The sequence below is a fragment of the Roseateles noduli genome (assembly GCF_050626985.1).
Lineage (GTDB): Bacteria > Pseudomonadota > Gammaproteobacteria > Burkholderiales > Burkholderiaceae_C > Roseateles > Roseateles noduli_A.
On record NZ_CP192463.1, the window covers coordinates 3,216,315 to 3,240,506 of the forward strand.

At 67.1% G+C, this 24,192-nt stretch carries 18 protein-coding genes and 1 tRNA gene; 3 read left to right on the forward strand and 16 right to left on the reverse strand.

Going from position 1 to position 24,192, the window contains the following annotated elements:
- Positions 1-69: 69 nt before the first annotated feature.
- The 3 genes from ACQ4L4_RS14035 to ACQ4L4_RS14045 form a co-directional block, all read right to left on the reverse strand.
- The gene (locus ACQ4L4_RS14035) at positions 70-936 is read right to left on the reverse strand and encodes an ABC transporter ATP-binding protein (RefSeq protein ID WP_431104773.1); all 867 of its coding nucleotides are present in this window, start codon (positions 934-936) and stop codon (positions 70-72) included.
- A complete protein-coding gene (locus ACQ4L4_RS14040; protein ID WP_431104774.1) occupies positions 933-2,090 on the reverse strand; it encodes an ABC transporter permease in 1,158 nt (385 codons plus the stop codon). The genes ACQ4L4_RS14035 and ACQ4L4_RS14040 overlap by 4 nt, the downstream gene beginning before the upstream one ends.
- A 63-nt stretch (positions 2,091-2,153) precedes the next feature.
- Positions 2,154-3,107 carry a LytTR family transcriptional regulator DNA-binding domain-containing protein gene (locus ACQ4L4_RS14045; RefSeq protein WP_431104775.1) on the reverse strand — a complete coding sequence of 318 codons (954 nt, stop codon included), beginning with the start codon at positions 3,105-3,107 and terminating at the stop codon, positions 2,154-2,156.
- A gap of 135 nt (positions 3,108-3,242) precedes the next feature.
- On the opposite strand from ACQ4L4_RS14045, the gene ACQ4L4_RS14050 reads away from it, so the two are divergent.
- On the forward strand, positions 3,243-4,445 hold the full coding sequence (locus ACQ4L4_RS14050; protein WP_431104776.1) for an acyltransferase family protein: 1,203 nt from the start codon (positions 3,243-3,245) through the stop codon (positions 4,443-4,445).
- Positions 4,446-4,616: 171 nt separating this feature from the next.
- On the forward strand, positions 4,617-5,807 hold the full coding sequence (locus ACQ4L4_RS14055; protein WP_431104777.1) for a choice-of-anchor tandem repeat GloVer-containing protein: 1,191 nt from the start codon (positions 4,617-4,619) through the stop codon (positions 5,805-5,807).
- Between the two features lie 52 nt (positions 5,808-5,859).
- On the opposite strand, the gene ACQ4L4_RS14060 is transcribed toward ACQ4L4_RS14055, so the two are convergent.
- The 13 genes from ACQ4L4_RS14060 to ACQ4L4_RS14120 form a co-directional block, all read right to left on the reverse strand.
- Positions 5,860-5,936, reverse strand: a tRNA-Pro gene (locus ACQ4L4_RS14060).
- 34 nt (positions 5,937-5,970) lie between these two features.
- Positions 5,971-6,432 carry a MerR family transcriptional regulator gene (locus ACQ4L4_RS14065; RefSeq protein ID WP_377152506.1) on the reverse strand — a complete coding sequence of 154 codons (462 nt, stop codon included), beginning with the start codon at positions 6,430-6,432 and terminating at the stop codon, positions 5,971-5,973.
- Positions 6,433-6,472: 40 nt separating this feature from the next.
- On the reverse strand, positions 6,473-6,838 hold the full coding sequence (locus tag ACQ4L4_RS14070) for an integration host factor subunit alpha (RefSeq protein ID WP_431104778.1): 366 nt from the start codon (positions 6,836-6,838) through the stop codon (positions 6,473-6,475).
- A 17-nt stretch (positions 6,839-6,855) separates the two neighbouring features.
- Positions 6,856-9,270 carry a phenylalanine--tRNA ligase subunit beta gene (gene pheT / locus ACQ4L4_RS14075; RefSeq protein ID WP_431104779.1) on the reverse strand — a complete coding sequence of 805 codons (2,415 nt, stop codon included), beginning with the start codon at positions 9,268-9,270 and terminating at the stop codon, positions 6,856-6,858.
- Positions 9,271-9,309: 39 nt separating this feature from the next.
- Complete coding sequence (gene pheS, locus ACQ4L4_RS14080) at positions 9,310-10,347, reverse strand: phenylalanine--tRNA ligase subunit alpha (protein ID WP_297530917.1); 1,038 nt, start codon at positions 10,345-10,347, stop codon at positions 9,310-9,312.
- Positions 10,348-10,543: 196 nt separating this feature from the next.
- Complete coding sequence (gene rplT / locus ACQ4L4_RS14085; RefSeq protein ID WP_067275752.1) at positions 10,544-10,900, reverse strand: 50S ribosomal protein L20; 357 nt, start codon at positions 10,898-10,900, stop codon at positions 10,544-10,546.
- A 26-nt stretch (positions 10,901-10,926) separates the two neighbouring features.
- A complete protein-coding gene (gene rpmI / locus ACQ4L4_RS14090) occupies positions 10,927-11,130 on the reverse strand; it encodes a 50S ribosomal protein L35 (RefSeq protein ID WP_067275755.1) in 204 nt (67 codons plus the stop codon).
- Between the two features lie 153 nt (positions 11,131-11,283).
- The gene (gene infC, locus ACQ4L4_RS14095; RefSeq protein ID WP_082938615.1) at positions 11,284-11,829 is read right to left on the reverse strand and encodes a translation initiation factor IF-3; all 546 of its coding nucleotides are present in this window, start codon (positions 11,827-11,829) and stop codon (positions 11,284-11,286) included.
- 68 nt (positions 11,830-11,897) lie between these two features.
- On the reverse strand, positions 11,898-13,823 hold the full coding sequence (thrS, locus tag ACQ4L4_RS14100) for a threonine--tRNA ligase (protein ID WP_377152501.1): 1,926 nt from the start codon (positions 13,821-13,823) through the stop codon (positions 11,898-11,900).
- A 204-nt stretch (positions 13,824-14,027) separates the two neighbouring features.
- Entirely contained in the window at positions 14,028-15,110 is a 1,083-nt protein-coding gene (locus ACQ4L4_RS14105) for a patatin-like phospholipase family protein (RefSeq protein ID WP_431104780.1), read from the reverse strand.
- A gap of 70 nt (positions 15,111-15,180) precedes the next feature.
- Positions 15,181-17,385, reverse strand: a complete 2,205-nt coding sequence (locus tag ACQ4L4_RS14110) for a TonB-dependent receptor plug domain-containing protein (protein ID WP_431104781.1) — start codon at positions 17,383-17,385, stop codon at positions 15,181-15,183.
- Positions 17,386-17,707: 322 nt separating this feature from the next.
- Positions 17,708-20,047, reverse strand: a complete 2,340-nt coding sequence (locus ACQ4L4_RS14115; protein ID WP_431104782.1) for a Tex family protein — start codon at positions 20,045-20,047, stop codon at positions 17,708-17,710.
- 168 nt (positions 20,048-20,215) lie between these two features.
- Positions 20,216-21,901, reverse strand: coding sequence for an acyl-CoA dehydrogenase family protein (locus ACQ4L4_RS14120; RefSeq protein WP_431104940.1), 1,686 nt, complete (start codon positions 21,899-21,901; stop codon positions 20,216-20,218).
- Between the two features lie 413 nt (positions 21,902-22,314).
- Between ACQ4L4_RS14120 and ACQ4L4_RS14125 the strand changes: the two genes are divergently transcribed.
- Entirely contained in the window at positions 22,315-24,153 is a 1,839-nt protein-coding gene (locus ACQ4L4_RS14125) for a M4 family metallopeptidase (protein WP_431104783.1), read from the forward strand.
- Positions 24,154-24,192: the final 39 nt, after the last annotated feature.

Here is a 24,192-nt window from a genome sequence, read left to right on the forward strand (position 1 = left end):
CTCGTCCGGGTCCTTGTGATGGGTCGTTGTTCGTCGTCGACTTGGCGTCTGGTCGCTGCGTCGCCGTGCTCAGGCGGGCATCTCGTCGCGGTGCTGCAGCGCGTCGCGGTAGCTGCGCAGGTTGTCCGCGGCGCAGCGGTCCGCATGGCCGAGGAAGAAGTTGCGGATGAACGGATGCTTCTGCTTCACCACCAGCTCGAGCGGCCCGTGTGCGATCAGGTGCTGGTCCGCGAGCACCGCCACCCGATCGGCGATCGCGAACAGCGTGTCGACGTCGTGCGTGACCATCACGACCGTCAGCGCCATTTCGCGCCGGAGACTCTCGATCAATTGCACGAAGTTCTTCGAGCTGGCCGGGTCCAGCCCAGCCGTCGGCTCGTCGAGGAACAGCAGCTGCGGATCCATGATCAGCGAGCGCGCCAGCGACACCCGCTTGATCATGCCGCCCGAGAGTTCCGCCGGCATCTTGATGCCGTCCTCGGGCTTGAGCCCGACCTGTTGGAGCTTGGTCATGACCAGCTCGGCGATCAGGTCCTTGGGCAGGCTCTTGAGCTCGCGCAGCGGCAGTGCGACGTTGTCGAACACGGACAGCGCCGAGAACAGCGCGCCCTGCTGGAACAGCACGCCCCAGCGGTGCCGCACCTGCGCCAGGTCGGTCGCCTCGCACTTGCCGAGCTTGTGGCCGAAGACCAGCACCTCGCCCTCGCTGGGCCGCTCCAGGCCCAGCATCAGCCGCAGCAAGGTCGTCTTGCCGCTGCCCGAGCCGCCGATGATGGCCAGCACCTCGCCGGCGGTGACCTCCAGGCTCAGGTCCTTGTGGATGCGCACCCCGCCGAGCACCGTGCCGACGTGACGCACCTCGATCACCGGATCGCCGGGCTGGACGTTCAGTTCCTCGACGGCTTCGGCCGAGGTCGGTTCGATACATCCGCTCATGCTTTCAACCCCACGTCGGAGAACATCACCGCGAAGATCGCATCGACGATGATGACCACGGTGATCGCGCTCACCACCGAATCGGTGGTGCCGGTCCCGAGGCTTTCGCTGTTCGGCTTGATCCGCAGCCCGAAATGGCAGGCCACGAAAGCGATCATGACGCCGAACACCGCCGATTTGGCCAGTCCCAGCCACAGGTTGGCCACCGGCACCGCGGCCGGCAGGCCTTGCAGGAACTGGATGTAGTCCAGGCCCAGCGTGGCGCGCGCGGCCAGCATGCCACCCAGGAGCACCATGCTGCTGGTCCAGGTCATGACCAAGGGCAACGAGAGTGCCAGGGCCACCATCTTGGGCACCACCAGCCGGATCGTGTGCGAGATGCCCATCACCGACAACGCATCCAGCTCTTGCGTCACCCGCATCACGCCGAGCTGCGCCGTCATCGCCGAGCCGCTGCGTCCCGCCACCAGGATCGCCGCGAGCAGCGGCCCCAGCTCGCGCCAGACGCTGATCCCGAGGATGTTGATGACGTAGATGTCGGCGCCGTAGCTCTGCAACTGCTTGGCGGTCAGGTAGGACAGCGTGATGCCGACCAGCACGCCCACCAGCGCCGTGATGCCCAGCGCCTGCGCGCCGCTGCGGTAGATGTGGGCGGAGATGTCCTTCCACGCGATCAGGTTGGGGTGGCGGGCCAGCGTCCCGAGGTCGCGCGTGACCTGGCCGAGCAACGCGGTCGCATCGAGCAGATGGCTCGCGAGGTTGAGCAGGCCCTGCCCGAACTGGCGCACGTTCTGCGCGCGCGGCGGCTTCGCCGGCTTGCCCTGCTTGCTGCCCAGGCGTGCGAACAGCGCCTGGAACATGTCCACCATCGGGGCGGGCGGCCAGCGCAGATCCTCGGGCTGGCGGCGGCCCCAGGCCTGCCACAGCAGCAGCGCGCCGGTCGGGTCGAGCCGGCGCACCGCGCTCAGGTCCCAGGACACATTGGCGGTCGGCACCTCGCCGAGTTCGCCGCGCAGCGCCTCGACGCGCTCGCGCAGCGCCAGCAGCGTCCAGTCGCCCTCCAGCCGCACCTGGATGCGTCCGCCCTCGCCGGACTCGCGCAGCAGGCGCGGGGACGGGTCGGCGACGTCGTGGGGTTCCAGAGGGGCGTCCATTGGGGTCAGAGCATAGCTGCGCGCGAGCCCTCCGGTGAACCCGGCGGACAGGAGTTCGCCCCGTCAGACAAGACGCTGCCGCAAGCGCTCCAGATAGGTGCGGCTGCAGGGCACGCGGCTGCCGTCACGCAGGCGCAGGTGGGCATCGCCGGCCTCGGTCGGCTCGATGGCCTCGATCAGGCTCAGTCGCACCAGGTAGCCGCGGTGCACGCGCACGAACGCCGCCGGGTCCAGGCGTTGCTCGAAGGCGCCCAGGCTGCTGCGCAGCGGGTAGTCGTGCTGCTGCCGGCGCAGGTTCACATAGTTGCCGCAGGCCTGCACCCATTCGATCTCGTCCATCGGCAGCAGGAACTCCTTGCCGAGCTTCTTCACCAGCAGGCGCTCGGGGAGCGCGGGCCGCTCCACCGGGGTCGCGGCGGCGAGTCCAGGAGAGGATCCAGGCACGGGCGTGGCCAACGGCGCCGATGGTGAGGGTGTCGCTGCAGGCGTCGACGTGGCGGGCTCTTCCGGCGCGTCCGCCAGCAGGCTCGCCTCGCCCTGCCAGCGCCACACGAACAGCCGGTACGCCCCGACGATCACCAGGACGAAGGCGTAACTGCGGACGTCCTTCAACGCTTCGTAGAACAGTTCGAGCGGCCAGTTGCCGAAGTCGTAGACCGCGTCCTGCGTCGCGTACGCCAGCTTGCGCAGGGCCACCATGCCCAGGACATGCGCGAGGCTGGTCACCAGCGCGAAGAGGACGTGCCATGGCAGATGCCTGCGCAGCAGCCCCCAACGCAAGGGCCTGGTGTCAGCCGCGCGGACGATCCACGGGATCAGCGCCATCCAGACGATGGCGCTGGAGAACTCCCAGACCGCCGGTTCCCAAGGCTCGAAGGGCAAGCCGGCACGACGGATGTCCAGATTCGTGGTGATCGTGTTCGCGATGGCCGAGCCAAGCAGCAAGGCGCTCCAGATCCCGCGCTCGACCCAGCGCCGTCGCTTCAGATAGATCGCCAGCCACTTGTCCTCGGTCATGGCGGCGCAGTGTAGGGGCGCCGCGCGCCGATGAGCCCGTCGAGCGGCCCCTGGGACGGGGCGGGTCGTCACCCGGCGGGGGCGGCTCGTCACATTCCCTCCGTGAAAGCGGCCTGCGCGACGAAGCTCCGACCCATGAACACCACCATTCCCGCCGCGCGCAGCGTGGCTGCGTCGTCCCGGCTGACGGAGCTCGACTGGCTCCGCGTCATCGCCTTCGGCCTGCTGATCCTCTACCACTCGGGCATGTTCTACGTGAGCTGGGACTGGCACGTGAAGTCGCCGCGACTCGTCCCCGGACTCGAGTCCTGGATGCTGTGGCTGAACCCGTGGCGGATGTCGCTGCTGTTCCTGATCTCCGGCGCGGCGACCGCGCTGATGACGGGACGCGCCAACGGCGGCTCCGGCCTGATCGCGACGCGCAGCAAGCGGCTGCTGCTGCCGCTGCTGTTCGGGATGACGGTGATCGTGCCGCCACAGGCCTACCTGGAGGTCGTCGAGAAGCTGCACTACGCCGGCAACTATGGCGACTTCCTGACGCTCTACTTCCAGGCCTATCACGGCTTCTGCCGCGGCGACGACTGCCTGAAGCTGCCGACCTGGAATCACCTCTGGTTCCTGCCCTACCTGTGGGCCTACACCGTGCTCGTGCTGCTGGCGTTGCGGCTTCGGGCCGTGCGCGCCCTCGTCGCGCATCCGGGCTGGCGTCACGTCGTCGCCGGAGGCCGCTTGCTGTGGGTGCCCTGGCTGGTGTTCGCGCTGCTGCGCCAGCATCTGCTGGAACGCTTCCCCAGCACGCACGACCTCGTCCATGACTGGTACCAGCATGGGGTGTACCTGACGGTGTTCGTCCTGGGCTTCGCGCTCTACGGCAGCCGAGACGATCGCCATGGCGCCTGGGAAGGAGCCCGCCGACTTCGCTGGGTCGCGCTGATCGCTTACGTCGTGGTGCAGTGGATGTCGCAGATGCTCACCGACGAGTGGCGCCTCGCCCACGGTGATGACTTCCCGCAGTGGCTGCTGATGGCGCTGCGCGCGCTGAACGCCGGCAAGCAATGGCTGCCGATCGTGGCGGTGCTGGGGTTCGGGAGGCAGTGGCTGGCCGATCGCGATTCGCCGTTGCTGCGTTGGCTGACGCTCGCCGTCTTCCCCTTCTATCTGGTCCACCAGACGGTCACCGTGGTCGCGGGGCACCTGCTCGCGCCGCTGCAGTGGCCGCTCGCGATGGAGGCCATCGCGCTCGTCGCGATCACCGCGCTGGGCTGCCTGCTCGCCGCGCTGCTGGCGATGCGCGTGAACGCGCTACGTCCGTGGCTGGGACTCGCCCCTCGCACATGAAGATCACGCTTCGCACATGACAGTTGCGTGCCAACGGTACCAGGTCTTGCGGGCCCACCCCTCGGAGGGATTTTCCGAGCGCAAGGTCTGCCCAATAGTCGGCTGCGGTGGTGCGGCTTCACGCGTTGCGAACGCCGCCTCCACCGCTCATCAACAGGGAGATCCTCAAAAATGATGTTGAAGCCATTCACGCTGCCGAAGCTGTCCGCGCTCGTCGCCGCGGCCACGCTGTCGCTGGCCGCGCACGCTGGCGGCACCTTTGTTCCGGTCTATTCGTTCCCCGCTCCGACCAACACTTCGGCGACGTCCCCGGGCAGTTGGCCCGCTTGGGATCTGACGCTCGAACCGTCGACGGGTCTGCTGGTCGGTGTGACGCCTAACGGCGGCGCGGGCGGCGGCGGCGCCCTCTATACCGTCACCACCGGTGGCGCCGTCACCACCTTGCGCAGCTTCGGCACCAGCGGCGACGCGCAGGGCAGCCGACCCAACGGACCGGTGCTTGCGACCGGCTCCGCATATTACGGCGTCACGCAGTCCGGCGGCGCCAATGGCAAGGGCGTACTCTTCAAGTGGAGCAGCGCATCCGGTTATCAGGTGCTGTATCACTTCGGCACCGGCACGGACAGCGCCTCGCCCTCCGGTCCGCTGCTGCTGGCCAGCAACGGCATCGTCTACGGCAGCGCGACCGCCGGTGGCGCTTGCGGACTGGGCACGGTGTTCCAGTTCCCGCTGTCCAGTCCTGGCAGCGTCACGACCACGCATTCCTTCTGCGGCGCCGAGGGCAGCGGCCCGATGACCGGCGTGATCCAGGCCAGCGACGGCAAGCTGTATGGCACGGCGTACAACGGTGGCGACAACGCCGGCGGCACACTGTTCAGCATCGATCCCGCCAGCAACAGCTTCGCCCGTCTGTACAGCTTCGGCAGCGCCACGACGGATCCGCGCTTTCCAGCACGCCTGATCCAGGCGCGCGACGGTCTGCTGTATGGCACGAGCTATCGCGGCGGCAATGCCAGCGACACGGGGACGATCTTCTCCAGCACGCTGGCTGGCGCGGTGACGGTGCGCACCGTGATGCCGAGCAACCCTTCGCCCTGGTCCGCCCTGAACGAGCGCTTCATCGGCGTGTTCTACGCCAACTCGTGGGGCTCGGACGCCGGTCGCCTGTACCAGTTCCGATCGTCCAACAACAGCCTGTCGACCATCTACCAGTACGCCTTCGGTGGTCCGAGCTGGCCCAAGGCGGGGCTGACGGTCGGCGCCGATGGCAATCTGTGGAGCGTCACCACGGACGGCGAGTCCACCTGGTCGGGCTACTACGGCACGATCTTCAAGATCCAGTTCCTGACCGCTAATCCGTAAAGCAAAAAGCCCGGCATCTTGCGATACCGGGCTTCCTGATTCTTCTTATAAATGGTCGGGGCGGCGGGATTCGAACTCGCGACCCCTTGCACCCCATGCAAGTGCGCTACCAGGCTGCGCTACGCCCCGACTAAGCCTTAGATTCTATACGTATTCGAGAGGCTCATGCAAGCAAACTCTCTCGAATCGCCAACAACTCATCCCTGACCTGCTCCAGCGTGAGCTTCTCGAGCGACACGGTCGTGTGTGCCGCGCTGTGTGCAACGTCCGCCGCCAACGCGCGCGACGCCTCGCGATGATCGCGGTACGCGTCGAGCTGCGCAGCCGCCAACGCCTCGGCGCGGAACTCCTGGGCGCTGACCCCGGTGTGGCTGACGTCGATCAACTGATTGCGTGCGCCGCTGATCGTGAAGCCCTGGTCGTAGAGCAGATCGCGGATCCGGCGGATCAGCAGCACTTCGTGATGCTGGTAATAGCGCCGGTTGCCCCGCCGCTTCATCGGCTTGAGCTGCGTGAACTCCTGTTCCCAATAGCGGAGCACGTAAGGCTTCACGCCGCACAGTTCGCTCACCTCACCGATGGTGAAGTAGCGTTTGGCAGGAATGGCGGGAAGCTGGACGTCCATGGGGATCAACGGCTCCGGCAGCGGCGGGAAGGGTCAGACTCTACTCGAAGTCACCACCCGAAGGCGTGTTGCCTTGGACGGCTTCTTTCAATTTGTGACTCGCATGAAACGTCACGACGTTGCGGGCCTTGATCGGGATCGCCTCGCCGGTGCGCGGATTGCGGCCCGGTCTCGGCGCCTTGCGCCGGATGTTGAAGTTGCCGAAGCCCGAGAGCTTCACTTCACGGCCGCTGGACAGGCTCTGATGAATGATGTCGAAGAAGGCCTCGACCATGTCCTTGGACTCGCGCTTGTTCAGGCCGAGCTTGTCGAACAGCAGTTCCGCCAGCTCGGCCTTGGTCAGCGTGGGCGTCTCCAGGCTGCCGAGCAGCACGCGCGCCTGATCCTTCAGATCGTCATCACTCATGGTGTCCCTCCCCTCCCTCAGCCCCGCAGGCGCGCGCCGAGGCGTTCGCCCAGCTGCGCCACCACCTTCGCCACCGCCTGCTCGATGCGTTCGTCGGTCAGCGTGTTCTCGTCATCGAGCAGCTCCAGGCGCACGGCCAGGCTGCGCTCGTTCGCCTTCAGCTCCACCGTCGGTTGGGCCGGCTTGAAGACGTCGAACAAACGCGCAGAGCGTACCAGGGCTTCGCCGCTGGCTTCGATCGCCCCGAGGAGGGAGGCATAGGTCACTTGCTCATTGACGATCAGCGCCAGATCGCGTTGCACCGCCTGCAGGCGGGGCACGCCCTGACCCTGCGGCAGCGTGCGGGCCAGCACCGCGTCCAGCGACAGCTCGAACAGGACCGGCGCGCTCGGCAGTTCGTAGCCTTGGCGCCACTTCGGATGCAGCTCGCCGACGACGCCGATCGCCTCGCCGTCCAGCAGCACGCGGGCGCTGCGGCCCGGATGCAGCGCGGGATGCGCGGCGGCTTCGAAGCTCAGCACGCGCGGCGCGAACAGCGCCTCCAGGTCGCCCTTCACGTCGAAGAAGTCGACCGCGCGGTCCTTCTGCGCCCACTGCTGCTGGTCCGCCGGCCCCCAGGCCAGGCCGGACAGCCGCATCGGCTGCGCGATACCGGCGATGGTCGTGTCGCTTTCCTGCACCGACGCGTCGCGCAGGAACACGCGGCCGATCTCGAACACGCGCACGCGCGGCGACTTGCGCGCCAGGTTGTTGCGCAGCGCCTGGACCAGCGAGCCCATCAGCGAGGTACGCATCACCGCCAGCGGCGCGGCGATCGGGTTCAGCAGCTGGATCGGATCGGCGTTGCCGGCGAGCTCCTGCTCCCAGCGCGCCTCGACGAAGCTGAAGTTGATCGTCTCGAAGTAGCCGAGGCCGGCCATCGCGTGGCGCAGCGCGTGCGTCGCGCGGCGCGATTCCGAGCCCACCTTGCCGACCACCGGCGCCAGCGGCGGCGTCGACGGCAGCTTCGGATAACCCAGCACGCGAATGACTTCCTCGATCAGGTCTTCCTCGATCTGGATGTCGAAGCGGAAGGTCGGCGGCGTCACCGTGATCACGCCGGGTGCCGAGGTGAACTCGAGGCCCAGACGCTTGAACACGCCTTCGCAGTCCGCCTGCGTCACCGGCATGCCGATGACCTTGGCGGCGCGCTCGACGCGCAGCGCCACCGGCTTGCGCTCGGGCAGTTGCGTGGTCTGGTCGTCCATCGGGCCTGCCTCGCCGCCGCAGATCGACTGGATCAGTTGCGTGATGCGCTCGATGTGGTCGACGGTGCCCGCCGGATCGACGCCGCGCTCGAAGCGGTGGCCGGCGTCGGTCGAGAAGTTGAATCGGCGCGAGCGCCCCATCACCGCCTTCGGCCACCAGAACGCGGCTTCGACATAGATGTTCTTCGTGTCGTCGGAGACGGCCGTGGCGTCGCCGCCCATGATGCCGGCCAGCGACTCGACCTGCTCGCGATCGGCGATCACGCCGACGGTCGCGTCGACCTCGATCGTGTTGCCGTTCAACAGCTTGAGCTGTTCACCCGGCTTGCCCCAGCGGACGATCAACTCGCCGTGGATCTTGTCGAGGTCGAAGATGTGGGATGGGCGGCCCAGCTCGAACATCACGTAGTTCGAGATGTCCACCAGCGGCGACACAGAGCGCTGGCCGCAGCGGGCCAGGCGGTCGACCATCCACTGCGGCGTCTTCGCGGTCGTGTCGACGTTGCGGATCACACGGCCGGAGAAGCGGCCGCACAGGTCAGCAGCCTCGACGCGCACCGGCAGCTTCGCATCGGTCGCGACGGCGGCCGGCTTGATCTCGGGCGCGAGCAGCGGCGCGCCAGTCAGCGCGGCCACTTCACGCGCGACGCCGTACACGCTCAGCGCGTGCGCCAGGTTCGGCGTCAGCTTCAGCGTGAACAGCGTGTCGTCCAGGTTCAGGTGCTTGCGGATGTCCTCGCCGATCGGTGCGTCCGCGGCCAGTTCCAGCAGACCGCCATGGTCCTCCGCCAGCTTCAGCTCGCGGGCCGAGCACAGCATGCCGAAGCTCTCGACACCGCGCAGCTTGCCCTTGCCGATCTTGAAGGGCTTGCCGTCCTCGCCCGGCGGCAGTTCGGCGCCGATCGTGGCCAGCGGCACGCGGATGCCGACGCGCGCGTTCGGCGCGCCGCAGACGATCTGCAGCAGCTCGGGGCCGCCGGCGTTGACCTTGCAGACGCGCAGGCGGTCGGCATCCGGATGCTGGACGGCCTCGACGATCTCGGCCACGACGATGCCGTGGAACGGCGGCGCCACCGGGCGCAGCTCTTCCACCTCGAGGCCGGACATCGTCAGCAGCTCGGCCAGTTCTTGCGTGTTCAGCGCGGGGTTGCAGAAGGCCCGCAGCCAGGACTCAGGGAATTGCATGGGGTTCTCTCTTGCTCTCTAGGCGACCGGGGGCTCGAATTACTTGAACTGCGACAGGAAGCGCAGGTCGCCGTCGAAGAACAGGCGCAAGTCGCTGACGCCGTAGCGCAGCATGGCCAGGCGGTCGATGCCCGAGCCGAAGGCGAAGCCGATGTAGCGCTCGGGATCGAGCCCCATGTTGCGGATCACCTGCGGGTGCACCTGGCCGGAGCCGGAGACTTCCAGCCAGCGCCCCTTCAGCGGGCCGGAGCCGAACATCATGTCGATCTCGGCGCTGGGTTCGGTGAACGGGAAGTAGCTCGGACGGAAACGGATCTCCATGTCCGTCGTCTCGAAGAACTGCTGCATGAAGTTCACGTAGACGGACTTCAGGTCCTTGAAGCTGATGTTCTCGCCGACCCACAGGCCTTCGACCTGATGGAACATCGGCGAATGCGTGGCGTCGCTGTCGACGCGGTAGGTGCGGCCCGGCGCGATCACCCGGATCTCGGGCATCGGCTGGCCGGCGTCGATCAGCGCGCGGTGCTTCTTGACATGCTGCACCGCATAGCGGATCTGCATCGGGCTGGTGTGGGTGCGCAAGACATGACCCCCTTCGATGTAGAAGGTGTCGTGCATCGAGCGCGCCGGATGGTCCTCCGGCGTGTTCAGCGCGGTGAAGTTGAACCAGTCGTTCTCGATCTCCGGGCCGTCGGCGACGTCGAAGCCCATCGAGCCGAAGATCGCCTCGATGCGCTCCATCGCCCGCGTGATCGGGTGCAGGCCGCCGGTGCCGCGCTGGCGGCCGGGCAGCGTGACGTCCAGCGCCTCGGCCTTGAGCTGCTTCTCGAGCTCCGCGTCCGCCAGCGCCTGGCGGCGCGCGGTCAGCGCCGCCTCGATGCCCTGCTTCAGCTGGTTGATCTGCGCGCCGCGGGTCTTCTTCTCCTCGACGGGCAGGCTGGCCATGCCCTTCATCAGCTCGGTGACCTGACCGGTCTTGCCCAGGAAGCGCGCCTTGGCGTTCTCCAGGTCGGCGGGAGTCGTGGCGGCGGCGAATTCGCCGGTCGCCTGGTGCAGCAATTGATCGAGGTCGTTCATCGCGGGGCGGCGACTGGGCGTCGGCGTCGTTGGCGGAAATCGAATGGCACGACGGTGGAATGGCGAACATCGCACCACCGCGCCGGAATGAAAAAAGGCCGAACACCGGGGTGTCGGCCTTTGAAAGAGGCAACCCCGGCAGGGCCGGAGCGGCCAGTCCGCTCGCCGGAGAGCACCGGCGGGCGGACCATGGCTATCAAGCCAGAGCGGCCTTCACCTTGGCGAAGATGCTGGCGAAACCAGCAGGGTCGTTGACGGCGAGGTCGGCCAGGACCTTGCGGTCGATGTCGATCTCGGCCTTCTTCAGACCGGCCACGAACTTGCTGTAGCTCAGACCCAGGCCACGGCTTGCCGCGTTGATACGGGCAATCCACAGCTGGCGGAACACGCGCTTCTTGGCACGGCGGTCACGGTAGGCGTACTGGCCCGCCTTCATCACCGCCTGCTTGGCGATGCGGAAGACGTTCTTGCGACGACCACGGAAGCCCTTGGCCAGAGCCAGGACCTTCTTGTGACGAGCACGTGCGGTTACACCACGTTTGACGCGAGGCATGTTGTATCTCCTTGTCTACTGCTGGATTACAGACCAGCGAAGGGCAGCATCGAAGCGATGTGGCCCATGTTGGTCTCATGCACGGTCGTCGCACCACGGAGGTGGCGCTTGTTCTTCGTGGTCTTCTTGGTCAGGATGTGGCGCTTGAACGCTTGACCGCGCTTGACGGTGCCACCCGGACGAACGCGAAAACGCTTTTTCGCGCTGCTCTTGGTCTTCATCTTGGGCATGACTGCTCCTTCTATGTGCGTCCCTCCAGGCGACCGCGGATTCCGCGGTACTTGACCGGCCTGCAGGAGACTAATAAGCCCGCCGACGACCAGATCGGCGGGCTGAAACTGTGGCGGGGCCTGCCGGCCCCGCCGAGTCGATTCTTCAGAAGCTCAACGCTTCTTCGGTGCGAGCACCATGATCATCTGGCGCCCTTCGAGCTTGGGCATGTGCTCGACCACCGCCACGTCCGACAGCTCATCGCGGATGCGTTCCAGCATGCGCATGCCGATGTCCTGGTGGGTGATCTCGCGGCCGCGGTAGCGCAGCGTGACCTTGCCCTTGTCACCGTCCTCCGCGATGAAGCGGCGCAGGTTGCGCATCTTGATCTGGTAGTCGCCTTCGTCCGTGCCCGGACGGAACTTGACTTCCTTGACCTCGATGACCTTCTGCTTGGACTTGGCTTCCGCGGCGCGCTTCTGCTCCTGGTACTTGAACTTGCCGTAGTCCATCAGCCGGCAGACCGGCGGAACTGCAGTGGCGGCAATTTCGACCAGATCGACGTCCAGGTCACCGGCCATCCGGAGCGCTTCCTGGATCGAGACGATGCCGATCGGCTCGTTCTCGGGGCCATTGAGACGGACTTCAGAAGCGATGATTTCGCGATTCAGGCGGTGCTTGCGCTCCGGAATCGCACGACGGTCAGCAAAAGTAGCGATGGTGGTTACCTTTAGGCGGGCCTTGGCAAGGGTCCGTAATGATCAGTACAACGCAAAAAGCGCCCGACTCAGGTCTTGTCCGCGATGGCGGTCGAGAGCTTCGAAACGAAGTCCTCCAGCGACATCACGCCCAGATCCTGGTTGCCTCGGGCGCGCACTGCGACTGCGCCGTTCGCCTTTTCCTTGTCGCCGACGACCAGGATGAACGGCACCTTTTGCAGTGAATGCTCGCGGATTTTATACGTGATTTTCTCGTTCCGCAAATCTGCCTGGACCCTAACCCCTTGTTTTTGCAGCGATTTCACAATGCTGGAAACGTAGTCCGATTGGGCGTCGGTGATATTGGCGACAACGACCTGCGTCGGAGCGAGCCAAACCGGCAGCGCGCCGGCGTGTTGCTCGATCAGGATCCCGATGAAACGCTCCAGGCTGCCGACGATCGCGCGGTGCAGCATGACGGGGGTGTGGCGCTCGCCGTCCTCGGCCACGTACTCGGCGCCCAGGCGCGCGGGCATCGAGAAGTCGACCTGCATCGTGCCGCACTGCCACTGGCGGCCGATCGCGTCCTTGAGCGTGTATTCGATCTTCGGACCGTAGAAGGCGCCGTCGCCCGGGGCGATGATGAACTCCACGCCCGACGCGCGCAGCGACTCCATCAGCGCGAACTCGGCCTTGTCCCAGACCTCGTCCGAACCGATCCGGGCCTCGGGACGCGTCGCGACCTTGTAGATGATGTTGTCGAAGCCGAAGTCCTTGTAGACCTTCTGCAACAGCGCCGTGTACGCCACGCACTCGGCCAGGATCTGGTCTTCCGTGCAGAAGATGTGACCGTCGTCCTGCGTGAAACCGCGCACGCGCATGATGCCGTGCAGGCCACCCGTCGGCTCGTTGCGATGGCACTGGCCGAACTCGCCGAAGCGCAGCGGCAGGTCGCGGTAGCTCTTGATGCCGTGCTTGAAGATCAGGATGTGACCGGGACAGTTCATCGGCTTGAGCGCGTAGTCGCGCTTCTCCGATTCCGTCGTGAACATGTTGTCGCGGTACTTGTCCCAGTGGCCCGTGGCCTCCCACAGCGTCTTGTCCAGCAGCTGCGGGCCCTTCACTTCCTGGTAGCCGTTGTCGCGATACACGCGGCGCATGTACTGCTCGACCTCCTGCCAGATCGTCCAGCCCTTGGGATGCCAGAACACGACGCCCGGCGCATGCTCGTCGATGTGGAACAGCTCCAGGTCCTTGCCGAGCTTGCGGTGGTCGCGCTTCTCCGCTTCCTCCAGCATGCGCAGGTAGTTCGCGAGGTCGTCCTTCGTCGCCCAGGCCGTGCCGTAGATGCGCTGCAGCTGCTCGTTGCGGTGGTCGCCGCGCCAGTAGGCGCCGGCCACCTTCATCAGCTTGAAGAACTTCAGCTTGCCCGTCGACGGCACGTGCGGGCCGCGGCACAGGTCGGTGAAGCCGCCCTCGGCGTACAGCGAGACGTCCTGGTCCGCCGGGATGCTGGCGATGATCTCGGCCTTGTAGGCCTCGCCGATGCCCTTGAAGTACTCGACGGCTTCATCGCGCGGCAGCACCGAGCGCGTGACCTTCTCGTCCTTCTTCGCGAGCTCGCCCATCTTGGCCTCGATCGCCGCCAGATCGTCGGGCGTGAACGGGCGCTTGTAGGAGAAGTCGTAGTAGAAGCCGTTCTCGATGACCGGGCCGATGGTGACCTGCGCGTCGGGGAACAGTTCCTTGACCGCATAGGCCAGCAGGTGGGCCGTCGAATGGCGGATGACCTCCAGCCCGTCCGGATCCTTGTCCGTGACGATGGCCAGCTGCGTGTCCTTGTCGATGAGGAAGCTCGTGTCGACGACCTTGGCGTCATCGCCCGAGCCGACGCGGCCGGCCAGCGCCGCCTTCGCCAGGCCCGTGCCGATGGAGGCCGCGACTTCGGCGACGGTCACCGGTTGCGGGAACTCGCGCTTGGAGCCGTCGGGCAGTTGGATGGAGATGTGGGACATGTGGGGGAACTCCAGAAAACAAAAAAGCGCGACCACTTGCCGCGCTTTTTCTGGGGTGCTGACTTTTTCCGGACAGCTGATGAAAGACGTGACGAGCCGCGGTCGCTCAAACCTTCGCAGTGGAGGTGGTAGTCCGCGGTGTCATAACCATGTCGCCTTTCCCGGTCCTTGTTGGAAAAAGAAAAAAGAGATGGCCAGTGTAGCTCAGAGCGCCTGGATGTCGAGGGTCGGCCGGGCGCAGGCTTCGCGGAACTCGTCCCTCAGCCGCTCGCCTTCGCGGACGGCGCGTAGCCAGTCGCGGGCCCGGCCGGGGACGTCGTTCAGGTAGCGCTGGAAGTCGTTGCGATCAGGCAGCTTGCCGTTGGGCAGCGTCTTCACCCATTCGGGGTTGGGCGTCAGCAGCACGACGTTGTCCAGGAACGCGCTGGTCCGATGCCGATGCTTGAACGCCTTGTCGAGCCAGCCCGGCACGACGCTGGCCTGGAAATGCGGATACAGCGCGATGCCGTCGCCGACCATCGCGGCATAGTTCAGATGCAGGTGGTAGTCGGTGATGCCGCCGTCCCAGTAGGCGCCGGCCGGGGCACCTTCGATGTCGTGCACGGCCTGCAGCCAGAAGGGGATGGAGCAGCTTGCCAGGATGCTTCGCTTCAGGTTGCCCGCATCGAGCGCCACCTGCCGGCTGCGGTAGTCGGCCAGCGGCATCGGCAGCGGCGAGCGCTTGTCGGAGAACACCACCCGCTCCAGCCAGGCGCCCATCGCGCGCCGCGACATCGCGTTGGCCGCGAACGCGCCCAGGTAGCCGAGCGGCGTGCGCAGCCGCCCTTCCCGCCCGAGCACGTGCTTGCCGCGCGACGTGAACACATGCAGCCGGAACTGCGGATGCGACAGCACCTCGGCCTCGCGGCCGCCGAAGATCTCTCCGAGCTTCTCGGAGAATGCGCGCGAGACCGTCGCGGCGGTCGGCCGCTTGCCGGGCGCCGACTCGTAGTCCTGATGGGCGTAATCGTGGGCGAGGCGCTCGAACTCCGCGTTCGCCTGCGCGGCGTCGCGGGTCAGACAGGCCGTGGCCATGCGCCAGGCGCCGATGGAGGCGCCGAGCAGATGGACCTCCTGACCGCCCGACGGCAGGAACTCGCCGAAGAGATGCGCGTCGAGCGTGCTGAGCACCAACCCCTTCGGGCCGCCGGCGGCGCCGGGCACGACGCGCACGTCGGCGGCCCGAAGGCCATGGTCGCGCAGCCGTTGGCGCGCACGGGGTCCGGCAAGGATCTGCAAGGCCTGCATCGGGCGGGTCGTCCTTTCAAGAAACGGAAACGCCCGACGCGGACCTGAAGGCCCTCGCTCCGGAGAAGGCTCAGAGCTTCATCTCCAGGTTGAGCTGGAACCACGGCTTCAGACCGCGACCGGTGGCGTAGAACTGATCACCGGGGAGCTGGGTCTCGGCCCGGGCGTCGAGCGGGAACAGATTATTGGCCGAGAAGCGCACCGAGGTCTTCGGGCTGACCATCCACTGGGCGAAAACGTCCAGGCCGCGGTTGCGCGAGTACTCGACGCTCTGACGATCGGTCTGACGCACCGTGTAGACCGGTGTGTAGTTCAGGTTGGCGCCGGTGGTGACCGGCACGCTGCTGAAGCGGTAGTCGAAGCCGAGGTTGGCGGTCCAGGGCTGCTGCTGGTCGAGCCGGTTGTCCGGGCCGTCCACGGCCTTGACCCGCGAACGGTAGACGCTCACGGAGCTGCGCAGGTTCAACGGCAGCTTCGGATCGAACATCGAGGGGAACAGCTCACCCGCACGGCCCTTGAGCTCCATCTCGATGCCGCTGGTGGTGGCGCTGGAGAAGTTCATCGGCCGGATCACGTATCGCGGCACCGTGGACAGCGGCGGATTGGCCGGATCCAGGGTCACGACGTTGCGGATCAACTGGCTGATGTTGCGGTGGAAGAGGCCCACGCTGAAGAGGCTGCCGCCGGTGAGGTACTTCTCGTAGGCGACATCGAAGCCGGTTGCGAGCTCCGGCTTCAGGCCCGGATTGCCGATGCGGTCGGGATTGAACTCGTCGTTCTGCTCGCCCGTGGCGGGGCTCGGGAACTTGCTGTTGGGCGTGTAGCGGCCCAGCATCTGCGTCAGCTCCGGCGCCTTGTAGCTGCGGGTGATGCTGGCGCGGATCATGTCGCGACCCTTCGGGTCCAGCTTGTAGGTCAGGTGCCACAGCGGCGACAGCACGCTGGAGCTGTTGCGCGCATCGGTGGCGATGCCGCGGCTGGTGGTCACGATCTGCTCATGCCGCAGGCCGAAGTAGGTGGACCACTGCGGATTGATCTCCCACTCGTCCTGGATGAAGAAGGCCTGGCGGCGGATGCGGGCGCCGAAGTTCTCGCCGTTGAGTCCGGGGCTCTGCTCGTCGCCGGCGACGAGGGTGTTGCGGATCTCGTCGCGCTTGCGGAACTCGAAGTCCCAGCCGACCGTCAGCGTGTGCTCCTCGCCGAGGATCTGGCTGTACTTGCCGGCCTGCGTCAGGCTGCGGTCGCGGCTGTCGAGCAGCGCATCGACCGGCCTGCCGGTGAGCGTGTGGTTCTCGATGTGGTTCTTGGCGTCCTGCACGCCGGCCTTCAGCTCCCACTTCTGGGTCTCGCTGAAGCGGTTGTTCCACTGCGCGTTGGCGCGCAGCATCTGCCACGTGCCCTGGTTGTCGGCGTTGTCGTCCAGTCGCGTGCCGGGGCTGTAGACGGCATCGGGCGTGAGCCGCACCGAGTTGTTCCAGAAGCCCTTCTGCGCGAAGCCGATCAGCGACACGGTCTCGTCGTCGCTGATCTTCCAGGTCGCGCGCGGCGCGGAATTGAAGCCGTGCCCCCAGTTGCGCATCTTCCCGTGCTGGGAAGCGATGACCGGCTGACCGTCCAGGTCGGTACCGTTGCGCTCGGTCGTGGACTTCATCTCCTGCAGCCACTGGAACGCCGACAGCGGCACCGATACCGACACCGGGCCGAAGCGCTCGCCGTAGGTGAAGGTGGCGGAAGGCACCGGGTGGTTGATGTTGTAGCCGGCCCCGACGCGCAGGTCGCGCTGCGACATCTTCGGCGCTTCCTTCAGGATGATGTTGATCGCGCCGGCGACGGCCTGCGCGCTCTGGTCGGCACTCGGGCCCTTGGTCACTTCGATGCGTTCGACCTGGGCGGGATCCAGCTGGTCCAGCTTGAAGCCCGGAGGCGCGGGGTCGCCGTTGATCAGGATCAGCGTGTAGCCCGAACCCAAGCCCCGCATGCGCGGCGCGCCGTCGGACACGTTCACACCCGGCAGGCGCTTGAGCACGTCGGCGACGCTCGTGTCGCCGTACTTGTCGAGCTCGTCGCGCCCGTAGATCTGCTTGGCCACCGGGGCGCGGCGGCGCAACTCGGAATCAGTGTTCCGGCCAGTGATCTCCACGCGGTCCAGGCGCTTGCCCGAGGTCGGCTCGTTGCCCAGCCCGGGAGGAGCGTCTTGCGCAAGAACGGCAGTCGCAGGTGCAAGCGCGGACAGACAGACAAGGGCGCAGGCCCTGGCGATGGCGTGGGTCTTCAAGGGAACTCCCGAGGATTTGGTGTCGACACTGTGTAGGTCTGTCGACTTTTGTCTTTGACGGTAAACGGCGCGCAGCGTAGCCGTACACCGCGAGTCCTGACACCTCAGGTGCGACCAGCCGCGAAAAATGTGGGATCAAACGCGATCAGGAGCCGTGGACGGCGTTCACTTCTTCGAGCAAGCGCATCGGGACAACCGGGGCCCCTTTTCTCCGTGTCCCTCCTTCGACTGCCTCCCGGCAGTCGAATTCCCTCCTTGACCTCCGAAAAGGGGCCCCGGTCGTCCCGATCCGAGGCACCGAGCTCATCAGCGTCTCAGCGTCTCAGCGCTTGAGTTTGGCGAAGGCCGCGGCCATCGCGTTGCCACCGACAGGCTGGGCGTCACGCGCGCCCGATGGGCGAGCACCGCCCTGCCGTTCGTTGCGGCCAGCGGGGCGGAAGCTGTTGTCCGGCTTCGAGCCGCCGCGCGGCGCCTGCGCGTCCAGCTTCATCGTCAGCGAGATGCGCTTGCGGGCCAGGTCGACCTCCAGCACCTTCACCTTGACGATGTCGCCGGTCTTGACGACCTCACGGGCGTCGTTGACGAACTTGTTGGCCAGCTGGCTGACGTGGATCAGGCCATCCTGGTGCACGCCCAGATCGACGAAGGCGCCGAACTGCGCGACGTTGGACACGGTGCCTTCCAGCACCATGCCCTCCTTCAGATCCTTGAGGTCCTCGACGCCGTCGTTGAAGCGCGCGACCTTGAAGTCCGGTCGCGGATCGCGGCCCGGCTTTTCCAGCTCGCCGAAGATGTCCTTGACGGTGATCGCGCCGAAGCGCTCGTCAGCGAAGGCCTCGGGCTTCAGCGCGCGGATGACGTCGGACTTGCCCATCACGTCGGCGATCGGACGCTGGACCTGCGCCAGGATGCGCTCGATGACGGGATAGGTTTCCGGGTGCACGCCGCTGACGTCGAGCGGGTTGTCGCCGTCACGGATGCGCAGGAAGCCGGCCGCCTGTTCGAAGGTCTTCGGACCGAGGCCGGTGACGTCCAGCAGCTGCTGGCGATTGCGGAACGCGCCGTTGGCGTCGCGCCAGCGCACGATCGAATTCGCGACGCTGGCCGACAGCCCCGACACGCGCGACAGCAGCGGCGCGGACGCGGTGTTCAGGTCGACACCGACCGAGTTCACGCAGTCCTCGACGACAGCGTCCAGCGTGCGCGCGAGCTCGCTCTGGTTGACGTCGTGCTGGTACTGGCCGACTCCGATCGACTTCGGATCGATCTTCACCAGCTCCGCCAGCGGATCCTGCAGGCGGCGGGCGATCGACACGGCGCCGCGCAGCGACACGTCCAGGTCGGGCAGTTCCTTCGATGCGAATTCGGACGCGGAATACACCGACGCGCCGGCTTCGCTGACGACGACCTTCTCGATGATCGTCTCGGGCGCCATCGATTGGATGCGCTTGATCAGGTCGGCGGCGAGCTTGTCGGTCTCGCGCGAGGCGGTGCCGTTGCCGATCGCGATCAGGTTGACACCGTGCGTGGCGCACAGGCGGCCCAGCGTGTGGATCGACCCTTCCCAATCGCGCTTGGGCTCATGCGGATAGACGGTCGAGGTGTCCAGCACGCGGCCGGTATCACTGACGATGGCGACCTTCACGCCGGTGCGGATGCCCGGGTCCAGGCCCATGACGACGCGCTTGCCGGCCGGCGCGGCCAGCAGCAGGTCGCGCAGGTTCTCGGCGAAGACCTTGGTGGCGACCTTCTCGGCCTCTTCGCGCAGCCGCGCGAAGAGATCGCGCTCCAGGCTCAGCGAGAGCTTGACCTTCCAGGTCCACGCCACGGTCTTGCGGATCAGTTCATCACCGGCGCGCTTCGCATGGCTCCAGCCGAGGTGGCGCGCGATGCGGCCTTCGGCGAGCGAGGGCTGACCGAGGACAACTTCCTCATCCAGCGCCAGCTTGGCGTCGAGGAACTCCTGCGTGCGTCCGCGGAAGACGGCCAGCGCCCGGTGCGAGGGCACGGTGCGGATCGGCTCGGCGTAGTCGAAGTAGTCGCGGAACTTCGAGATGTCGGGATGGTTCTCGTCCTTGCCGTCCATCAGCTTGGACTTGAAGAGGCCCTCCTCCCACAGCCACTCGCGCAGCTTGCCGATCAGCAGGGCGTCCTCGGCCCAGCGCTCGGAGAGCAGGTCGCGCACGCCGTCCAGCACCGCGAAGGCATCGGCGAAGCCGGCGTCGGGGTTGAGGAAGGCGGCGGCTTCCGTCATCGGATCGAGCGACGGATCGGCGAACAGCTTGTCGGCGAGCGGCTCCAGGCCGGCCTCGCGGGCGATCAGGCCCTTGGTGCGGCGCTTCTGCTTGTACGGGAGGTAGAGGTCTTCCAGCTCCTGCTTGGTCGGCGCGGCGGCGATGGCGGCGGCGAGTTCGGGCGTGAGCTTGCCCTGTTCCTCGATGCTCTTGAGCACCGCCTCGCGGCGGTCCTCGAGCTCGCGCAGGTAGCTCAGGCGGGCCTCGAGTTCGCGCAGCTGGATGTCATCGAGGCCGTCGGTGGCCTCCTTGCGGTAGCGGGCGATGAACGGGACGGTGGCCCCGCCATCGAGCAGTTCCACGGCCGCGTTGACCTGAGCCGGACGGACTTTCAGTTCGGCGGCAATCTGAAGCAGGATCTTGTCCAAAACAGCGACGGGCCAACGGCCCCGAGAGCAACGAAAGCGGACGAGTTTAGGTCACTGGAACAGCGACGCTGGCGGGTCGGCAGGCGCCGGTGTCCCCCCGAGCGACTTGGGGAGCCTGCGAGTCGTAGGAGCGAGGGGGGATACCGGCGCCTGCCGACGGGCTCGGTCTCACGCGGGAAACGCTCGCTGCAGGAGCGCATCGACATCGACGGCCCGCGTATCGAGCGCACCGGCCACCGCGCCCCATCGCGGATCGAACCGGCTGGCGGCGAACGCGTCCGCGACGACACCGGGCGAGTGCCTGCGCAGCAGCGCGGCCTGCGCCAGCAGCACCAGGCGCGACGCAAAGCGGCGGCCGAGCGCTTCGAGCTGTTCCGGCGGCGTGGCCAGCAAGCCGCGCAACGCATCGAGTTCGGCGCGCAACGCGCGGTCGTCGCCGAAGTCCGCCTCGAACTCGTCGAGCAGCGCCAGGAAGGCTTGCGGATCGCGCGCGACGGCGCGCATCACGTCCAGGCACATCACGTTGCCGGAGCCTTCCCAGATCGAGTTGACCGGCGCCTCGCGATACAGCCGGCCCATGACGCCGTCGTCGATGTAGCCGTTGCCGCCGAGGACTTCCATCGCCTCGCCGGTGAGCTCGACCGCGCGCTTGCAGACCCAGAACTTCGCCGCCGGCGTGACCAGCCGCATCCAGGTGCGCTCGCGCGGATCGTCCTGGTGCTCGAAGGCCTGTGCCAGACGCAGGCTCAGCTGCATCGCGGCCTCGCTCTCGAGCGCGAGGTCCGCGAGCACCGCCCGCATCAGCGGCTGCTCCACGAGCCGCCTGCCGAAAGCCGTGCGATGCCGCGTGTAGTGCAGCGCCTGCGCCAGCGCCTGCCGCAGCATCGCCGCGCTGCCGACGACGCAGTTCAGCCGCGTGTAGGTCGCCATCTCGATGATGGTCGGGATGCCGCGGCCCTCCTCGCCCATCAGCACGCCGTAGGCGTCCTGGAACTCGACCTCCGAACTGCTGTTGCTGCGGTTGCCGACCTTGTCCTTGAGGCGCTGCACGTGGACGGCGTTCTTCGTCCCGTCGGGCCGCCAGCGCGGCACGAAGAAGCAGCCCGGCGCGCCGTCCGGCGTCTTGGCGACGACCAGGTGCGCGTCGCACATCGGCGCGGAGAAGAACCACTTGTGCCCGGTGAGGCGGTACTCGCCACCGCGGCCGCCGGCGCCCACCGGCTCGGCGCGCGTCGTGTTGGCGCGCACGTCGGATCCGCCCTGCTTCTCCGTCATCCCCATGCCGAGCCAGATGGAGCGCTTCTGCGCGAGCGGCACGTCGCGTCCGTCGTACGCGGTGCTGAAGAGCTGATCGCGCAACGCGTCCCACAACTGCGGCTCGCGGCGCAGCACCGGGATGCTGGCCTGCGTCATCGTCGCCGGGCACAGCGTGCCGGCCTCGACCTGCCCGTGCAGGTAGAAGCCCGCGGCCCACGCCGCCCAGCGGCCGGGACGCTCGTCCCGGAACGGCATCGCGACCAGATCCGCCTGCCGGTACATCGCGAGCAGTTCGTGCCAGCCGGCGTCGAACTCGACCCGATCGATGCGGCGGCCGCGCTTGTCGAAGCTGTCGAGCGTCGGCGTGACGCGGTTGATGCGCTCGGCGATCGCGAAGGTCTGCGCCCGCCCCAACTGGCTGGCGTAGGCAGCAAGACCCGGCACGAAGGCGTCGGCGCCGGCGCGCGCGAGCGCCTCCTTCAACGCCGGATCGGTCTCGAGGAGCGAGTAGTCGGCGAGTTCGTCGACCTGATTGGCGACCTCGTGGGTGCGCCATCCCGAGGCCGCGGCGGCGGCCGGCGTGGGGTTCGTGTCCATGGTCGTCATGGTGTGCGTCTCCTGATGCGTCCGTCATCGACGTCCCTCGTTTCCAGCATGTCCTCTGGATCGGGGTCGCGACAATCCGGATCCTCGCCTATCGCGCGCACGCCAGCCACGGACGTGCCTGGAAACTTCGTTGCAAGGGTTACACCGGCTGTAAGCCCTGACAGTCCGAACCGGCCCGCGAAGCCCCTACATTCGCCCAGTCGTCCGGACCACTCAAGACCTGACCTCGGGACCTCCGGGGCACCCGGCGACACCTCGGGACGCGGCGCCAGCCGCACCTCCAAGAACATCTGGCACGGCCCCACCACGGGTCGCGAACAGAGGGGGCCGTCCCGTTCCCACCTGAGCGAGCACGGCCATTTCTTCGGGAGATCTGATCGATCCATCACGAACGAAAGAGGCTTATGTCCAAGGTTTCCACACAGGCATTCATCCAACGCGCCATTCGCGCGACCCTCATCGCCGCCGCGGCCACCGCCGCCTGCCAGGCGATCGCCGCAGACCGCGTCCTGCTCGACGACGCCTCCCCGGTGAACACGCAGATGCGCGCGTCCAGCGCCGCTCCGCAATCGGCCGCCACGGCGCTGGGCCTCGCGGCCAGCGACCTGCAGCCGGTGCGCAGCCAGACCTACGCCACCGGCAAGGTCGTCACGCGCCACCAGCAGTACTACCAGGGCGTCCCGGTGTGGGGCGAAGGCGTGGTCGAGCAGCTCGACACCAACGCCGGCACCTCGCGCTTCTCCGGCAGCATGCTGGCCAACATCCAGCAGGACCTGGCCACCACGCAGGCCAGCCTGACCTCGCAAGGCGCGCTGGCGCAGGCCAAGGGCGCCATCAACGCCGCGATCACCGAGAACGAGCAGGTCAAGCTCTACGTCCGGCTGAACCAGAACAACAAGGCGCAGCTGTTCTACCTGGTGTCCTTCGTGCGCCATGACGCGAAGCAGCCGAGCCGCCCCCACTTCATGATCGACGCCACCACCGGCGCGGTGCTGGAGCGCTGGGAAGGCCTGGCCCACAAGGACGCGACCGGCCCCGGCGGCAACGCCAAGACCGGCCGCTACGAGTACGGCACCGACTACCCGGCGCTGAAGGTGACCGACACCTGCCAGATGAACTCCGGCAACGTCGTCACCGTCAACCTCAACGGCAGCACCGGCGCCAGCAACACGCCCTTCCAGTTCACCTGCTCGCGCAACGAGTACAAGCAGATCAACGGCGCCTACTCGCCGCTGAACGACGCGCACGCCTTCGGCGAAGTCATCTTCAAGATGTACGGCGACTGGTTCAACATCCGTCCGCTGACCGGCACGCTGTACATGCGCGTGCACTACGGCAGCAACTACGAGAACGCGTTCTGGGACGGCACGGCGATGAGCTTCGGCGACGGCCGCACCACCTTCTATCCGCTGGTGTCGCTGGACGTCTCCGCGCACGAGGTGAGCCACGGCTTCACCGAGCAGAACTCGGGCCTGACCTACTCCGGCCAGTCGGGCGGCATGAACGAAGCCTTCTCCGACATGGCCGGCGAAGCCGCCGAGTACTACCGCAACAACGGCAGCAACGACTGGCTGGTCGGCGCGCAGATCTTCAAGGGCAGCGGCGCGCTGCGCTACTTCGACGATCCGACGCGCGACGGCAGCTCGATCGGCCATGCGTCCAACTACCGCAGCGGCATGGACGTGCACTACTCGAGCGGCGTCTACAACCGCGCGTTCTACCTGCTCGCGACCAAGCCGGGATGGAACACGCGCAAGGCCTTCGAGGTGATGGTCGACGCCAACCGCCTCTACTGGACCGCCAACAGCACCTTCAACCAGGGCGCCTGCGGCGTGGAAACGGCGGCGACCAACCGCGGCTACAGCAAGGCCGACGTGACCGCCGCCTTTGCCACGGTGGGCGTGAGCTGCAGCGGCACCACGCCGCCGCCGACCGCGACCCCGCTGACCACCGGCGTGCCGGTGACCGGTATCTCGCTGGCCAAGGGGGCGACCAAGCTCTACAGCATCACCGTGCCGGCCGGCCGCACCACGCTGACGATCAAGCTGTCCGGCGGCTCGGGCGACGGCGACCTGTACGTCAAGCGCGGCTCCGCGCCGACGACCACGAGCTACGACAAGCGCTCGATCGGCTCGACCAACGCCGAGACGATCACCTTCTCGGCGCCGACGGCCGGCGTGTACTACGTGCTGCTGAGCGCGTACTCGACGGTCACCAGCACTTCGCTGGTCGGCACCTACTGATCCCCGCCTGAACGACCCCGGTGCCGCCTCGCGCGGCGC

Coding starts and splice junctions, on each gene's coding strand:
- ACQ4L4_RS14105 (WP_431104780.1), bottom strand. CDS start 15,110: ATGCAGGCCTTGCAGATCCTTGCCGGACCCCGTGCGCGCCAACGGCTG.
- rpmI (WP_067275755.1), bottom strand. CDS start 11,130: ATGCCCAAGATGAAGACCAAGAGCAGCGCGAAAAAGCGTTTTCGCGTT.
- ACQ4L4_RS14070 (WP_431104778.1), bottom strand. CDS start 6,838: ATGAGTGATGACGATCTGAAGGATCAGGCGCGCGTGCTGCTCGGCAGC.
- ACQ4L4_RS14045 (WP_431104775.1), bottom strand. CDS start 3,107: ATGACCGAGGACAAGTGGCTGGCGATCTATCTGAAGCGACGGCGCTGG.
- ACQ4L4_RS14055 (WP_431104777.1), top strand. CDS start 4,617: ATGATGTTGAAGCCATTCACGCTGCCGAAGCTGTCCGCGCTCGTCGCC.
- ACQ4L4_RS14035 (WP_431104773.1), bottom strand. CDS start 936: ATGAGCGGATGTATCGAACCGACCTCGGCCGAAGCCGTCGAGGAACTG.
- thrS (WP_377152501.1), bottom strand. CDS start 13,823: ATGTCCCACATCTCCATCCAACTGCCCGACGGCTCCAAGCGCGAGTTC.
- ACQ4L4_RS14125 (WP_431104783.1), top strand. CDS start 22,315: ATGTCCAAGGTTTCCACACAGGCATTCATCCAACGCGCCATTCGCGCG.
- ACQ4L4_RS14065 (WP_377152506.1), bottom strand. CDS start 6,432: ATGGACGTCCAGCTTCCCGCCATTCCTGCCAAACGCTACTTCACCATC.
- rplT (WP_067275752.1), bottom strand. CDS start 10,900: ATGCCTCGCGTCAAACGTGGTGTAACCGCACGTGCTCGTCACAAGAAG.
- ACQ4L4_RS14040 (WP_431104774.1), bottom strand. CDS start 2,090: ATGGACGCCCCTCTGGAACCCCACGACGTCGCCGACCCGTCCCCGCGC.
- ACQ4L4_RS14120 (WP_431104940.1), bottom strand. CDS start 21,901: ATGGACACGAACCCCACGCCGGCCGCCGCCGCGGCCTCGGGATGGCGC.
- pheT (WP_431104779.1), bottom strand. CDS start 9,270: ATGCAATTCCCTGAGTCCTGGCTGCGGGCCTTCTGCAACCCCGCGCTG.
- pheS (WP_297530917.1), bottom strand. CDS start 10,347: ATGAACGACCTCGATCAATTGCTGCACCAGGCGACCGGCGAATTCGCC.
- ACQ4L4_RS14050 (WP_431104776.1), top strand. CDS start 3,243: ATGAACACCACCATTCCCGCCGCGCGCAGCGTGGCTGCGTCGTCCCGG.